The sequence below is a fragment of the Wolbachia endosymbiont (group B) of Melanostoma mellinum genome (assembly GCF_947251465.1).
Lineage (GTDB): Bacteria > Pseudomonadota > Alphaproteobacteria > Rickettsiales > Anaplasmataceae > Wolbachia.
Genome location: NZ_OX366366.1, coordinates 1,129,608 through 1,144,867, shown reverse-complemented (window position 1 = coordinate 1,144,867; position 15,260 = coordinate 1,129,608). Strand labels below are relative to the sequence as shown.

The window sequence follows — 15,260 nt, the reverse complement described above, 5'->3', positions numbered from 1 at the left end:
CACATGTGCGTTGCATTTTTTAATCTTCTTTAAAAACTTGACAGTACATTATATATACGGATATACTAGAAATATAATTTTTGTGAGGCATTTATGGTTAAAAATAAAGAAAAACATCAAATAGCGTTTTGCGTTTCAGCCTTTACACTCTTAGCTGGTTTATCATTAATCGCAACTGGAATTGCAGTGGGTACCGTACCTGCTATAGCTTCTTGTTTAGTGATAGGAGGAATTTTAACTGCCTTGTCTATTGTGCAATCGTATCCGTTCAGAGGTGTGGCAAGGATAAAAAACAATTGACATAATATATTAAAGTAGTAATAACACAAAATGTTGATAGTAAAGTAAGGCTAGATGCTTCAATTGTTGATCAGTATTGTAGAGTTATGTAAAAACTTAGAGCAGAAAGTAGCAAAGCTTGAAGAAAAAAATAAAATCTTAGAAATAGAGAATGCTGAACTAAGAGAGAGACTCGGCTTAAACTCAAGGAATTCATCTTTACCAAGTTCAAAAGAGCTGTACAAAATAAAAAAAGACACACCAGAAGATAAGTCAGAGGGCGGCAGGAAGATAGGTGGTCAAGTTGGACATAAGGGGAATTGCCGAGCTAAAATGGAAGCAGATGAGGTGGTGAAGGTAGAGTTACCAAATAGATGCGAGTGTGGTGAAGAAATCGCAATATCGGAAAAACCATATGTCTATCAAAAAGTTGATTTACCAGAAATTAAGCCTTACGTAGTTGAGTATCAATTAGAACATGGTCGCTGTCGTAAATGCGGAAAAAGAAGGAGTAGCAAATTACCAGAAGGAGTTACACCGGATACCTTTGGTCCTAGAGTTAAGTCAGTAGTTGCATCACTAAGTGGGTTTTATAAGAATTCAAAGCGAGAAATAGCGAATATTATGAAAGACATCTTTAACATGAGTATAAGTGTTGGTAGTGTGTCCAATAGTGAAGCAAGGGTTTCGTCAAAATGTAAAGAAGCCTATGAACAAATAGAGGAAGAAATAAAAGCAAGCGAAATTTTGCATATTGATGAAACCAGTCACTACAACAAAGGCAAATTGGGATGGTGCTGGATGTTTGCCAACAATAAAGCAAGTCTTATGAAGTTAGCAGATACAAGAGGAATGAAATTTTTAAAGAATAGTGCATTTTGTGATTACAAAAACCTGGTAATTACTGACAGATATGCAGTTTACAACCACTTCAGTGATGAAAAACGACAAATTTGTTGGGCTCACTTATTGAGAAATTTCGAGAGGTTATCTCATAGTTGGAATAGTGAAGTAATGAGACTTGGCCATTGTTTAAAAGACGCAGCTAATGGATTGTTTGTATTAAAAAACGCTTTGTCAGAAAATGAAATTAGTATTTCAAAGTTCACTAAGCAAGCTAAAGAATTACGAAGATACATACAGTACTGCATGATAAAAATATCTTATATACTTGAAGCAAAAGGAGCTTCACGAACGGTAAAGGGTATTATAAAATCCGAGTCAATGATGTGGACATTTTTGGATGACCCAGAGAATATTCCATTAACGAATAACCATGTTGAGCGACAGATACGGCATTATGTTGTCTATCGTAAGAATTCATATTTTGCACAGTCAGAGCGAGGGAATAGATTTCTTGAGCGGATAATTTCGTTGTATCTGACTTGGAAACAAAAGGAATTAAACCCTTTTCAAAACCTGCTAGCTGTTGTTTCTTAAACCACACCTCTGAACGGATACGTGCAATCAGTAGAAAGCTATTTATTTTTACAAAACAGCGAAAAAACTTTCAATAAAATGATTAGTGGTATATGCGATGAACCAGAAAGCAAACTTTTTATAGAAAGGATTTTGCAACCATTCATTGAACTTTTTAGTGAGCATAAGCAACATAATTAAAGTACACTAAGCATAGAAACCACTTTATCGTAACTTGGCAATGAATTAATTTCTCCAATCGCAGCTAAAGTAATTCTTTCATGCTGAGATAGCAATTCTTCTGCTGCTTTTTTTATATCGTAAATAGTAACAGCACTAATTTTTTCTATTAATTCGTTTTTACTGATGTATTTATTATAGTTACCGTAGTAGTGTCCTAACGTTTCAGCACGCGAGCTAACACTTTCGCGTGACATTAAAATTTGAGATTTTACTCGTTCTTTTACTCTATTTACTTCTTCTTCCTTTAAATCATCTGTAGACAATTTCTTCAACTCTGTCGTTATAGCTTTCAAAAGCTTATCTAGATTACTGCTATCTGTACCAGCAAAAATCGAAAGCATTCCTGTATCAGCATAGCTAGAGTTGAATGAGTAAATGGAATAAGCAAGCCCCTGCTTTTCTCTTACTTCCTGAAACAGGCGTGATGACATGCCACTTCCCAGTATGGCATCAAGAACTTTGAATGTGTGATATCTATTATCATCACGAGAAACACTAGGTAGACCAATTAATAAATGTACTTGATCTAATTTACGATGTTCTAAATACTCACCACCGGTATAACTTGCATTCTCGATTTTTTTCAGCTCTTTTGAATGAATCTTTGAGAGAAAGTCTTTGATTAATTGAACAACCTCCTCATGTTCAACATTTCCTGCAACAGCAAATATAATGTTCTCGCCAAAGTAATGCTCATTTATGTAGTTATCTAGATTAGCTCGAGTAAAAGATTTGACAGTATCTTGCGTACCCAAGATTGACCTACCAAATGGTTGATCTTTATAAGCTGCTTCAAAATACTTATCAAAAATGATATCGCTCGGTGAATCATTAGTTTGAAAAATCTCTTGTATTACAACACCCTTTTCGCGTTCCAATTCATCCTCTGGAAATGTAGAATTCATTAATATATCTATTAATATATCAATGCCAGTTTTTATATCTTTTTTAAGAACCTTTGCATAATAACTGGTGCTTTCTCTACCGGTGCAGGCATTGAAGGCTCCACCTATATCATCAAAAGCTTTTGCAATTTCAAATGCAGTCCTCGTTTTCGTTCCTTTGAAAGCCATGTGCTCTAGGAAATGAGATATTCCATTTTGACTTGCACTTTCAGCTCTACTGCCAACACCAACTCGTATATTTAAAGCTACGGAATCAACTTCATGCACTCGCTCAGTTATTATGCGCAGATCATTATCTAGTTTTGTTACTTGTGGTATATTCATCTTATATATTCTTCTTTAAATTCTCTTCTACAAAATCCCAATTGATCAAATGATCAAGAAAAACTTTTATGTAGTCAATTCTGCGATTTTGGCAATCCAAATAGTATGCATGCTCCCATACATCCATAGTAAGTAGTGGCACTTGGCCATAAATTAGCGGTAGATCCGCATTTGGAGTTTTAGTGATTTTGAGTTTTCCTTTTTCAAGCACTAACCACACCCATCCACTACCAAATTGGCTTACTCCATAATTTGAAAATTCTTCACAAAATTTGTCAAAGCCACCGATATCATCTTGAATTTTTTTTGCTAGAAGACCATCATCTTTAGGTTTACCACCACCATTTTTTTTCATTGAATTCCAATAAAAAGTGTGATTCCAAACTTGTGCTACATTGTTAAAAATAGGAACTGTATTATTATTTCCATGAACTTTCGTTACTAATTCCTCAATTTCCATATGTTGATAATCTGTGTTTTCAACCAGTTCGTTGAGTTTATTTAAATATCCCTTATGGTGCTTATCATAATGAAAATTCAATGTATTTGCAGATATGTAAGGTTCTAAAGCTGCTTTATCATATGGCAGCTCAGGTAAAGTAAAACTCATGCTGACCTCTTTATTTTCGATGGTATGGTAATATGTGCTTTTGCGCAACAGATAATTTAGTTAGGTAGTGATTGCATTTATTCTAAAACAAGCGATATTAGTAAGATAATTATGTTTTTATTTTAGAGGGGTAATATGTTAAATTTATATGATAATTTTAAGAAATATGCTAAGTTTGGAGATGTTCCTACCAAAAGTGTTGGATGTAACAAAATTCCACAAAATAGTTTCTATAAATCCGTTTACCTTATCAACAGTGTTGTTGGGCCAGTGAAAAATGTAGCTCTTGGTAGTTACCAAAATCCTTCTATGATTCAGACTACTACTTTTGCGTTAGCTAGTGTAATTCTGCAACCTTTATATCTAGCATTGGCGTATTTGTCATACTGGCCGGCAAAAGGATTAGCGAAAGTAGTAGATAGTTTTGATCTTAAGTGTAACACAAAATCGTTAATAGATTATTCATCTATGTTATCAAATAAGGCAGGGAATCACAGTAATACATTAGCTACATTTGTTGAAACAGTTTTGAGTTATGCTGTTAGTGCTGTCATTTGGGCTGCTGCGCTTGTTATTACACCACTAGTTTGGACTATTGATAAAGTAGCAAGTAAGTTTAGTGATGCAAACGCTGAAGGTGTTGGTAGTCCTTCTTTTTCAAAATAGATAGCCTACCAAGTGCATGTGAAACCATTGTATCTGTGTGGCAAAATAAAGTAGACGAGATAAAGACACCTATAGAAGCAAGAGGATGTCATGCAAGTAGCTGACACTGGCATCCCGATAGAATGTTGGGGAGTGTTAAATAAACTGTGTCAAACCTCCATTTTATCAATTTATTACTTTACTTCTCGGTTTGACACAGTTTATTTAACACTCCCTTTCGAGCGAGTTCTTTCAACCGAAACACTACATGCACGTTATCATCATCAATTTCAATGCGTTGAACTAACTTTCTTATTATATCAAGTTTAGTTTCATAGTCTGCTTGATTAAGCTCTCTCAGAGGAAAAACTTTCTACACTGTTTGTGATAAAATCTAATTCTTTCTGTAGCCTCTTTTCATCGATAGCTTCTTCCCTTTGATCTCTGATTCCTTTAACTCCTTTTCCATGCTCTCAACTTCTAAGTCATACTTTTCCTTCGTTATATGACCCCTTGCATATACATAAGCTAATTTTTCTATACCTTGTTCTATTTTATCTGCGCGTTTTTCAATCTCATCCTTTGCCTGCTTATTTTCATATTTTAAAAGTCTAACCTTTGTCATTACCTCTGGTTCTTTGAGTACCATCTTCATTTCTTTCCATACTGCTTCTTCTAGTATATCAACTCGTATTGATTTGCTGTTACACACCCTATTCCCACCAAAACGAATTGATTTTTTCTTTCAGTCCTCGGAAAAATCTTACTTAGCTTAGCTATAGATGTTTACAAAAGAAATTCAAGTGAGTGAAGAAAGAAAAATTATTTTTGCAATACCGTAGGTACGCTCCACAACTATATTGAAGTTTTTATTGCACTCAAAACCTTCATTTTTCCTCATTTCTAGAATTATTAACGCATTATCATTTAACCAGCCTGAGTGAGCTAACTCGTCTAAAGTTGAGTTAACCAGATTGATATTATAAGGTGGGTCCATAAAAACTATATCGCACTTTGAAATAGGTCTTGGTAATCCGTTAGCATTGCAACAAATTAACGTGATATCGTTCGTAATTCCAAAATCTTCTGCTGTTTTTTTAGGCAGTTGCAAATTGTAATAATCTGCATCTACCATGAATGCATGTTTAGCACCTCGAGAAAGTGCTTCAAATGAAAAAGAGCCACTTCCGCAGAATAAATCAAGTACATTTAGGTTATAAATAGGTTTTCTTGAAGAAAGTATACTAAATATTGCTTCTCGGACACTACTCATAGTGGGCCGTGCAGCTAAATTCTTGCCTGTAGTTATTTTTCTTCCACGATATTTACCCGCAATAACACGTAACATATAAAACAAGTTCGAAGTTAACTAATTATTTATAATACACATTTAATGTCAACATAGCTTCAGCAGTCTAATAGAAAGAAGGTTGCTTGTGGAGGAACGCAAGATCAATCGCTTTTCTTTGATTTATTTTCTATACTGATTGCACGACCAATCTCGTCTTGTAAATCATCATGGTTGTTTTTTTCATCATGACCCATCCCTTCAATTCTACTTTCTAACTCTAACTTAATTAAAGTATTGATTTTCTCTATACTATCGAGGAAATTGTGACACTCTTCATCACTATATTCCTCACCAGATGCTTTTTTTTCTATAAATAGACTTTTGAACCCTATTAGATCAGAACTCTGATCGGCATTCAACACAATATTTCTCTCTATAAAACTAAGATCTGATAGTAACAAACTAACCTCTAATAGATCTTCACTTTCAATGTTTGCAAGATTATCAAGATCGTCTAAAATAGAGAACATCTTAAGCTCCTTCTGTGCAATTTCTTTGTCTTCTTTGTCAAATTCTGACGATAGCCCTTTATCATCTATAAGTCTCTCATTCAGAGCTTTATTTAGCTTTGAAAGACTAACATCACCTTGCTTAGTGCTATCTAGTAACAAATCTACCCTCGCTCTGCGCGCATTTAAAACATCATTGTAATCGTTTAACTTGATATTACCATCTTCGTCTTGCTGAAGACCATAATAACTTAGCCCTTTGAAATTACGATTCTTCATCATTCTCTATGTTCTCATTCCTTTCATTATCTTGACGCTCTCTATCTTCTCCGGCACGTATAGCTTCTGTAGTGTTTTTTAGGGTTTCTGGTTCCGTACCTAATTTTCGATTTGATTGATTAGGCTTATTTTCTTTTGATGATTCATCTTCTTCTGGTTCTCTCTTGCGGCCAATAGTGTAGTCATGAAGCTTCTCAAGAAATTCCCGTCTATATGTTTTTGCTCTATAGAGTAGATTATGCTGGTAACCATCCTTTTCTCCTGTAGCAGGGTTAATTCCTATAGAGTCGAGACCATGTTCCCAAGTAAACTTCATAGCATCTTCTATTGTATAGCCCAAATGTGATCCTACATATCCTTTATAATATTCTAAATATTTATCAATTCTTCTATGTGCAATATCTTCTTTATCAATTCCAAACGCCCTGTAGATTTTTTCCTCAAGCTTATCAACATCATTTTTAGGTGATGTTGCAAATTTTGTTGCTTCAATAGTAGCACCTACAAGCTTACGTGGCACATTAATAGAATATTTCAGCACACCCCCAACTCCTGGTATTCTACCTAGCAAATTAGCTGTACCTCCAGCTAATCTGTCCGGTACATGAGTAGCCCAATTACCTAAAGACTCTAGCCCTCCACCAATTTTATCTTGCATCTGTTGTTTTAATCCCTGCATTAAACCAGTCACAGGTGATGCTTGATACATACTAGATATATTGTAAACACCAAACCCACCACCGGCAATGCTTGAGCCCATCTGTTGTACAAACTCCTTCAAAGAAAACATCAAAAACGAAAGCAAGAACAATACAAAGATCTCTCCTGCGTTGATTAAATAACCTCTCTGTATGTCTTGCACCCTTTGGTAATCACTATTTTCTTTATAATTTTTGCAATCCTCACAATCTTTACATTTCTGACAGTATTCACTGTTGGGATCCTTATATAAATCATGAAGTTTCAGTATTCTACAACCTTGTTTTTTTATCGCACTCCGCACTAAAGATCTTATTTCATTAATTATTTCCCTATAACTATTGCATTTATTTATATCTTGACAGTAGCGTTTTATTATTTCACTAACATCACCTATCCTTTTCTCTATATTGTTGATCAGTAATATAATGTCAGCCCTCTCTGATGCATGAGATAAACTATTTGTTAAGCGTACTAGATCTTTTGCACTACAGCCATTACTAACTATCATATCACTTTCCGCAATATAGTGGTCTGCTGGATTATCTTTAGTTCCAGGAATTGGATTAAAGAAAGGATAATCTATATAACGAAAACCTTTATTAATGTAATCTGGTGGAAGAGGGATATATCCAGCGCCACCAGTAAACTTTACTGTACCACCTATTCTGCTTAGTTTTTCTATACCTTCTATATTCTTATCTACGTTCAATGGAGAAGCCTCTCCAATAGCATAAGGTACAAAAATTTGCCCTGGAGTCCAGCTAAAGTATTCTTTATCAATTATACAAAAACCACCAAATACCCATTTTGGAGCACATAACTTTATTTCAAGCCATTTATTATAGCACACAGTAAAGCCTAACTGTTTATAAAAGGTATTCATTATCATCGCAGCAAGTAATGACAGCAGGGTAAATATCATAATTGATTGCAAACAGAAACTAATACAGAATTTTATCCAACCCTCAAATAGACTTTTCAGTGGTGAAAATAAAATAGAGATTAGGAATAGCGGCATTATAGCTACAAGAAAAGCTATACCCATAAAACCAGAAAGGAATATTATGTAAGCATACATACACAGCAGGAAATATAAGACAATCCCTATAAAAATTGCCGGTATCATAAGGAGACTTGCCCACATTTGATAATGTAAAAATGCTGCAAACTTTTTCCAAACAGAGTAAGCAAAAAACTTATTAAACATATCCTCCATGAAGCTAAACAATTTAGCTTCATTTCCTTGAGCAACGTTTGAATTACCTCCGGTGTTCATGTTGGGAGCAAAATTAGTAATTATGCTTATCAATTGTTCAAGACCTTTAACAAATAAAACAAGAAAATGATCATAGAAAAATCTAAAACTTCCAGGAGATATAAGCACTATTACTAGAGTGATTTTCATCATTCTGATGAGCATATCATGCTTAGTTTCTCTTATCATTCCAAAAAGATAAAGAAGCGATGAAATCACTATAAATAGAACAAGCAAGGAAAGAACAAAATTGTGAAAGCTCGTACTTTTTTCAGCTATATTTTGAAATATCGCTTGTGCAGCTGCAGGATCATTGCTATCAAAATGCTTTTTACAATTTTCGTTAATCAATAATACACATTTTAGATAGTTATAAACGTAATCAAAAAATCCAAAGTTACTTGGTTTCTGCACTCCGCTCAAAAATTCAAAAGAGTAGCCACCTGCATTATCTAGATAATATCTATCTAATATCTTTACATATATTTTCCATCCTTTTTCTAACCTCACCGTATTACAATTCCTGTCCTGTAATATGGTGTTATCTCTGTCTAAAGTAAAAAGACCGCTCCCATTTTCTGCCATGGAGTTGTAACCTAGATGTACAGTAGGATATTGAGGATCGCGCATTAACTTTAGATTTTCGTTAGGATCACCTTTCCCCGTTTTAAACAAAAGATAAGCACCATGACCGTTGGTAAACCAACATGGAGCACCACGTGATACTGTATTTGCGCTATCATCTTCATTAATGCACTTGCACTTTACAGTGCAACTCGCTTTAGGCTTACTTGAAAATTTTTGTATGCTAGATTTATAATCATTACAAACTAAGTGAAAGTCAGGCAGACTGTTGTCACCTTCCCCTCTTTCAAATTTGGTTGCATATTTTAACTGCTCCAAACTTTCCAAACTATAACTACTTTGAGATTTCTTCTTATTACTATTGCTCCAAGATGTCCATGCACCATTTACTCGTACTACTAAACTATCTCCATTGGTTTCAAATCCAGTATCTTTCCACTTCACCACTTGATTAGAGTGAAAACCATAATTAATTTCTCCAGTATTAGGATCAATAATTTCTCTATCTTCTGGAACAAAAGCATCATGATCTCTTGAAAAATGAGCACCAATTGCAATGGGTTCAGGACCAAAATAATCAGCAGATATACATCTTGGAAAAGGCATATCATTCTTACTACAACCTGTAACCAGAACACAGATTACCAAAATTAATAACCTAAACCAACATTTGCCTAAGCGTGATTGCATACCTAAACTTTTTCCAATACAGAATAAATTTCTAAAACCTTACTTCAAATATCTTTTTAATTAGTTACTCCATATATCTCATCAATCTTCCTTGACTTGTCCTTTTGTTTTATCAGAATCCTTTTGCTTATCTGGCTGGCTTAGTGTTTCAGATTTGCTCATTTCTCTGCCAGCACTCCCTTTCCCATCTGCTTGCTTTGGTGTATCAGGCAATTTAGCTTCAATTTTGCTACGATCTTTACTCATTCCCTGCTTGATGTTATGTATCATATTTTGGGTTCTATCATCAAGGCCAACAGTTGACAGCATAGCTTGTGATGCGCTCCTAGAAATATGACTAACACTTTGAGCAACTCCATAACCAGAGCTGAACAACGCCTGCGCCATAGTTTCTGATATAGAAACAAAAGCTTCCATTGCACTAGCAATGATGAGATATATAAATGCCTGGATTAGATCTATAGGTAATGCTGCAAAGTGCCCACCAGCCCTTTCTCCAGTACTGAACGCAACATCAACACTAGTACCAGGACTATACCCAAGAGGTAATATTGATTTCATAAGACACAGATCATACGATAAAAAATTTACACTAATTAAGCATTGATAGCATGCAGAAAAATTTGTGAGGTTGTATAGAACTGAATACATTAACTGGTTTAAAAGAGACAAGGATGAAAATAAAATGACTGGTTGCAATGAAACATGAGCCAGCGTTTTTATCCAATTATCAAATAATGTTTTAGTTTGTTGAAATAGAATAAATACGATAAATAAAGGTGCTAATGACAATAAAAATGCCACTAAAACAGTAGATATTACATACTTAAACGTAGCACTAATAATGCATCTTAAAAACACAAAAGTAGCATAAAGTATTGCCAAAAATGCAATAAAGCCAAAAGGTCCTGATAGCATTAAAGACAAAAATTTCAGCCATGTTTCTCCTGTAAATAATACTCCCGCTGTTAAATCTAAGAATGCAAATTTTTTACCTCCTTCTCCTATATAGCCAGAAAAACTATCAACTAAATAAATGCTACCATCAACAAAAAGCCCAGACAAAGTTGTACCAAAGAATTCCCAACTTCTATCACTAAAAGCAAAAGCTATAAATGCTATTTTGAATATTCTTATAATAAAATCGAATTTACTTAATTGTATTGTTCCAAGCATATAGCCAACAACAGTAAATATAACGTATAGAATAAGCAAAGCTCTTATTCCTTGTAGAAGCCCCTTTCTATATCCTTCATATGGAATTTTAATTCCGTCTTCACCCCCGTCTGTTATGAAATCAAAAATCTTGTTTACAGTTGATGAAATAAAATCGTTTATTTTTCTTTTTAAAAATAAATTTACTGTGTATTTGTTATCTTCATAATATTTGCCTTCTTTGTCCGTAATATCATCTTTCTTTACGTTTTCTACATTAATACCAAAGTATATCTTTTTAGACTCTTTATCCTTTAAATGACTTCCATCTATTATGTAATAGTCTACATTATCCTCTGTTATTTTATCTAATTTCTTTACTTTTTTGAAATTATTAGTCTTTCGAGCAGATGGATCTTCTGGCGGGCTATCACCCAAGTACATATACAGTTTTTCACCACTATCGAAGTTACATGATCTAGTCACTGCAACATGATATCCACCTCTATGAAGAAAGTAATTGCCATTGCTTGCTATAGCAAGCATCACACTACTACCAGGTATTATATCTTTTTCATCTATTTTATAATCATGATTTAATTTCAAAGAAAAATGTTCAAAATTATCACCAATTTGCGAACACACATTATCCCCTTTTGCACCCTTTCTCTCTGGAAAACATTGAATACCTTTAGCAGTATTCTGATTATTAAGATCGCCAACTTTTGCAACAAGAGCCTCAGCCCAAGAAATATCTTCTCTGTCCTCTTTGAAGTTTAATTTAGAATTTGATATTAAATTAATGTCAATCTGCTTAGAATCCCTCTTATTTTCTTCAATCTCTTTTAGTTCATCCTCAATACGTTTAAGGTGAGAATACATGTCACATGTATTTCTTTTATCATACTTCTCATACCTTATAGAAGAGACGCAATTCTCCCCTATACCTTTTGCGTTGTAACATATATTTTGATAGTAACAATTAAGCTCATAAGAGCTGTACTTGCTTATCTCATTAAAATCACATTTTTTCCCATTACATAATTTATCCAGTCCTATTTTAGTTCGTCGTAAATCTAACAATGCACCATTTATCCATGAATTTTGAATATAATCCTTATTAAAATGTACCTTATTATCATATGGAGTGTAGCCATTACCAACTAGCACTCTTCTTTCTTCTATGTTCTCTTTATTAATCTTAGGAAATTCTACTTTAGTCCTCTTACCACTTTCTCCACAAAAGAACGTTCCTCCATTGAGCATGTCTTTTATTGTAGCTTTGTCTTTTTTATCATTTTCTTCAGCTCTATAGCAATTGTCATCAAAGCTGATACCTTTCCCTTCCGGATTGTCATAATTAATCGTTATCTCTCTGGGAACTAAGCTAAAGCTTAACTTATCACCAAGATTTGCTTTAATTCCAGTATCTACATAACGTCTATTGCTATAGAATTCATTATTTCCAAAGCCTATATCACCACATATTTCTCGTTCATCAAGACTAGCATTATCAATTAACTTATTACTGTAATTTGGTATTAAATCATTAGCACAAAATACAGCGGGCACAAGTACTCTCTTTGGATTTTTCCCTTCTTTAAGAGGACAAAAATTTACTGACCCACCAAGAGTAAATTTGATTTTCTCATCCTTGCTAATTACTTGACCAGAATCAACCCAATGAATTTTAACTCCTTCGCCAGCTTCACGAACTGGAACATCTATACTGACACTAGTATTTCTGCTCTGCAGCCCAGGTTCAACACAATCCATTGTGCAGCCAGTAATTACAAGACATAGTATCAATAATAATGATTTTCTGCTCATCATTGATTTCCTGTGTTTGTCGGTATTTTAGGTGCTGATCTTTGAGCTGATTGTGGTATTTGAGGTCTTCGACTTGGTGTACCAGATTGCTGACCTGCTCTTCTTTGGATACTTTGTTCATCTAAACCTACTGTTCCCATTAAGCTTTGCTGATATTGCCTTCCTGGTTCGCTTGCCACATAAACACCAAACAACGAATCAGATATTGTTGAAGATGCCTCAACTAAAGCTTTCATAGCATGTCCCAAAATCACAAAAGCCATCATAGCGGTGATATTAGGTGCATGTTTGGAAGCATAACCATAAATAATACAAGGATTAAAAATCTTTAAGTTAAGATTAAGTATACATGTAGGGCAGACCTCAAAATTAAAGACCGAATACACAATATAATCCATAACCTGGCTTATTAATGATATAAAAATTAAAAGCACTACCGGATGAATTGCAAATCTTGCTAAATTTTTGACCCAATTGTGAAACATCTGTCTAGTATATCCAAATAGAAGGCAAATAATAAAAAGAGGCGCCAAGGAAAGCAATAATGCAACTATTGCTATAGATGTGATAAAAGAAAATAAGGCGTTAAACATCGATAAGCTCACTGTTATCAAACCCCAAATCACCAAGCAAAACGATACAATACCCAAAGGACCAGAGAATATAAGAGATACTATGAGTAACACTGAGTGTGCTGATAAAAACCTATTGAGCGGTAAATCAAGAAATTCAAAAACATTTGATGTTGTACCTCTGAAATTTGCTATTTCTATTAACTGTTTTGGAGCATTAACAAAAATAGAAAATGCATTGTTATAAAAAAAACTCCAACTGTTATCGTTCAGCAATTGGGTAATAACTCCTATCTTTACACATATAATTAAAAATTCATATGTAGAAGCATGAGACAATCCAAAAAAGTAATAAAGGGTATATAAAGTTATATATAACACTAATAACGACACTATTGTGGATCTGATAGTCTTTGTTCTATTTGACGCTACAAAACTTTGATAAAGAGACTTCACGGGACTAGATTCAGAGTGATTCCATTCTGAATTTTTATAACTGGAACCAAAAAATGCAATTTTTACTTTTTCATCAAAAAAATTATATATCGCACTAAAAGTTCTTACAGGTGGCTCTTTAGTTGTAAGGTTAATGCTAAACTGACCTTCATTTTTCTTATAATCACAGCCATGATCTCTTATTCCGTAATATATAGTGCCACTCTTGTCTTTTAGCTTTTCTTTTAATCTTTCCATATACTCAGTATTATGAACTTCACTGATATTCACAGGTATATCCCCCAGAATTTCACCAGGATTGTGCTCAGGAAACTTATCAGAAACATGTATATATAAGTTTTTTGCTAGACTATGGCTCTTTGTGACCCTTATATTATATCCCCCTTTACCAGCATTCTTTTCTTTAGCATTTTTAAGTGTAAATACTAACTCTGTACCCTTATCATAGTTTTCTTTTTCGATCTTATAATCAAAGTTAGTTCGTATACCATCACTCCTTACATATTTAAAACTTTCCTTTCTTCCTATCGACACCTTTAATGATGGAATGTAAGTCTTTATCCTCTTCATTTTCTTTTTTCTTATATCATCCACAGCTCCCTTGGTATTTTTTTCTGTATTTACTTTATCCTTTTCACCATCTGAACTATCGCTGTGTCCTTTAGCTATGTTGCTATCATCTAACACTACCATTATACCATCTACAGCCTTCTTGATAGCTTCTTCCTTACTTACTTTTCCAACAGCTAGTTCGTTGGCAAGATTTTTAGCTACATTACGTTTATTGCCATCTATAGTATTAGATTCAATTTGCACACAATCTTGACTGGCATAATAACATGTATTCTCACACGCAAGATTTAAAAGGTACGTATCTATCTCAACTTTCTGACTGCTTGAAAGCCTCCTGCAGTCTATATTTTCTCCTTGTTTTATAGAATTAATGATATTTTCAATCTCCTTTTCATCTTGATCAGATTTTACAAAACTTGGATTCCAGTATTCTTTTCCATTCAACCATTTTGCGTTACCTATGATATATTTATTAGGGCATATTTCACCTTGACAATTCTCTTGATTTAAAACATGTGCAAAATACTCCGTCTCTCCTTCACCGCAACTCTCGTCAATTTTTTTATAGGTGACCGCGCCATTATCGTTTTTACACATTTTACTTCCAACAACACTAAAGCTTATCGCATCGCCATCTTTAAGCGCAAACGGTAATGTAACGTTTCCTACTCCAGGTTCAATTGCAAAATCTTTATATTGCGAACAAAAATTAACCTTATTAGGTACTATATTAATCTCTGTTACTTTTATTTTATCCGAAATATAAACTCCAGAATCAACCCATTTCTGCTCTGTTGACACTATATCCAATTTCTCACGCAAGCCTGATGAATCTTCTGGCTTAATACACCCGCACCCAGATAATAAAAAGAGTATCACAAAACTTATGCATAGCTTAACCAAGTTTTGGTTGCTCAAATGTTCAAACATCTGTTACT

General features: G+C 34.0%; 11 protein-coding genes. 3 read left to right on the top strand and 8 right to left on the bottom strand.

Annotated features, from left to right (window positions below; genetic code table 11):
- Nucleotides 1–93: 93 nt before the first annotated feature.
- Together OPR42_RS05305 and tnpC are read left to right on the top strand one after the other, a co-directional pair.
- Nucleotides 94–300 (top strand): WD_0736 family protein, encoded by a 207-nt coding sequence (locus OPR42_RS05305; protein ID WP_265042067.1) that lies wholly within the window; start codon nt 94–96, stop codon nt 298–300.
- 66 nt (nt 301–366) lie between these two features.
- Nucleotides 367–1,719: an IS66 family transposase gene (tnpC, locus tag OPR42_RS05300; protein WP_264330462.1), complete on the top strand. Its 1,353-nt coding sequence runs from the start codon at nt 367–369 to the stop codon at nt 1,717–1,719.
- Nucleotides 1,720–1,895: 176 nt separating this feature from the next.
- Here the strand turns inward: tnpC and OPR42_RS05295 are convergent, their stop codons facing one another.
- Nucleotides 1,896–3,170, bottom strand: a complete 1,275-nt coding sequence (locus OPR42_RS05295; RefSeq protein WP_265042066.1) for a M16 family metallopeptidase — start codon at nt 3,168–3,170, stop codon at nt 1,896–1,898.
- A gap of 1 nt (nt 3,171) precedes the next feature.
- A complete protein-coding gene (locus tag OPR42_RS05290; RefSeq protein WP_007302021.1) occupies nt 3,172–3,780 on the bottom strand; it encodes a superoxide dismutase in 609 nt (202 codons plus the stop codon).
- A 135-nt stretch (nt 3,781–3,915) separates the two neighbouring features.
- Between OPR42_RS05290 and OPR42_RS05285 the strand changes: the two genes are divergently transcribed.
- Complete coding sequence (locus OPR42_RS05285) at nt 3,916–4,446, top strand: hypothetical protein (RefSeq protein WP_265042065.1); 531 nt, start codon at nt 3,916–3,918, stop codon at nt 4,444–4,446.
- Between the two features lie 373 nt (nt 4,447–4,819).
- Here OPR42_RS05285 and OPR42_RS05280 read toward each other — a convergent pair whose 3' ends face one another.
- The 6 genes from OPR42_RS05280 to OPR42_RS05255 all read right to left on the bottom strand — a co-directional run bounded on the left by OPR42_RS05280 (nt 4,820) and on the right by OPR42_RS05255 (nt 15,252).
- A complete protein-coding gene (locus OPR42_RS05280; protein ID WP_265042064.1) occupies nt 4,820–5,137 on the bottom strand; it encodes a hypothetical protein in 318 nt (105 codons plus the stop codon).
- A gap of 87 nt (nt 5,138–5,224) precedes the next feature.
- The gene (rsmD, locus tag OPR42_RS05275) at nt 5,225–5,773 is read right to left on the bottom strand and encodes a 16S rRNA (guanine(966)-N(2))-methyltransferase RsmD (RefSeq protein WP_264375012.1); all 549 of its coding nucleotides are present in this window, start codon (nt 5,771–5,773) and stop codon (nt 5,225–5,227) included.
- 104 nt (nt 5,774–5,877) lie between these two features.
- Nucleotides 5,878–6,507: a WD_0853 family protein gene (locus OPR42_RS05270; RefSeq protein WP_064085846.1), complete on the bottom strand. Its 630-nt coding sequence runs from the start codon at nt 6,505–6,507 to the stop codon at nt 5,878–5,880.
- Nucleotides 6,491–9,736, bottom strand: a complete 3,246-nt coding sequence (locus OPR42_RS05265; RefSeq protein WP_265042063.1) for a TrbL/VirB6 family protein — start codon at nt 9,734–9,736, stop codon at nt 6,491–6,493. The genes OPR42_RS05270 and OPR42_RS05265 overlap by 17 nt, the downstream gene beginning before the upstream one ends.
- A gap of 81 nt (nt 9,737–9,817) precedes the next feature.
- A complete protein-coding gene (locus tag OPR42_RS05260; RefSeq protein WP_265042062.1) occupies nt 9,818–12,724 on the bottom strand; it encodes a TrbL/VirB6 family protein in 2,907 nt (968 codons plus the stop codon).
- The gene (locus OPR42_RS05255; RefSeq protein ID WP_265042061.1) at nt 12,721–15,252 is read right to left on the bottom strand and encodes a TrbL/VirB6 family protein; all 2,532 of its coding nucleotides are present in this window, start codon (nt 15,250–15,252) and stop codon (nt 12,721–12,723) included. Before OPR42_RS05255 ends, OPR42_RS05260 begins: the two co-directional genes overlap by 4 nt.
- Between the last annotated feature and the right edge of the window lie 8 nt (nt 15,253–15,260).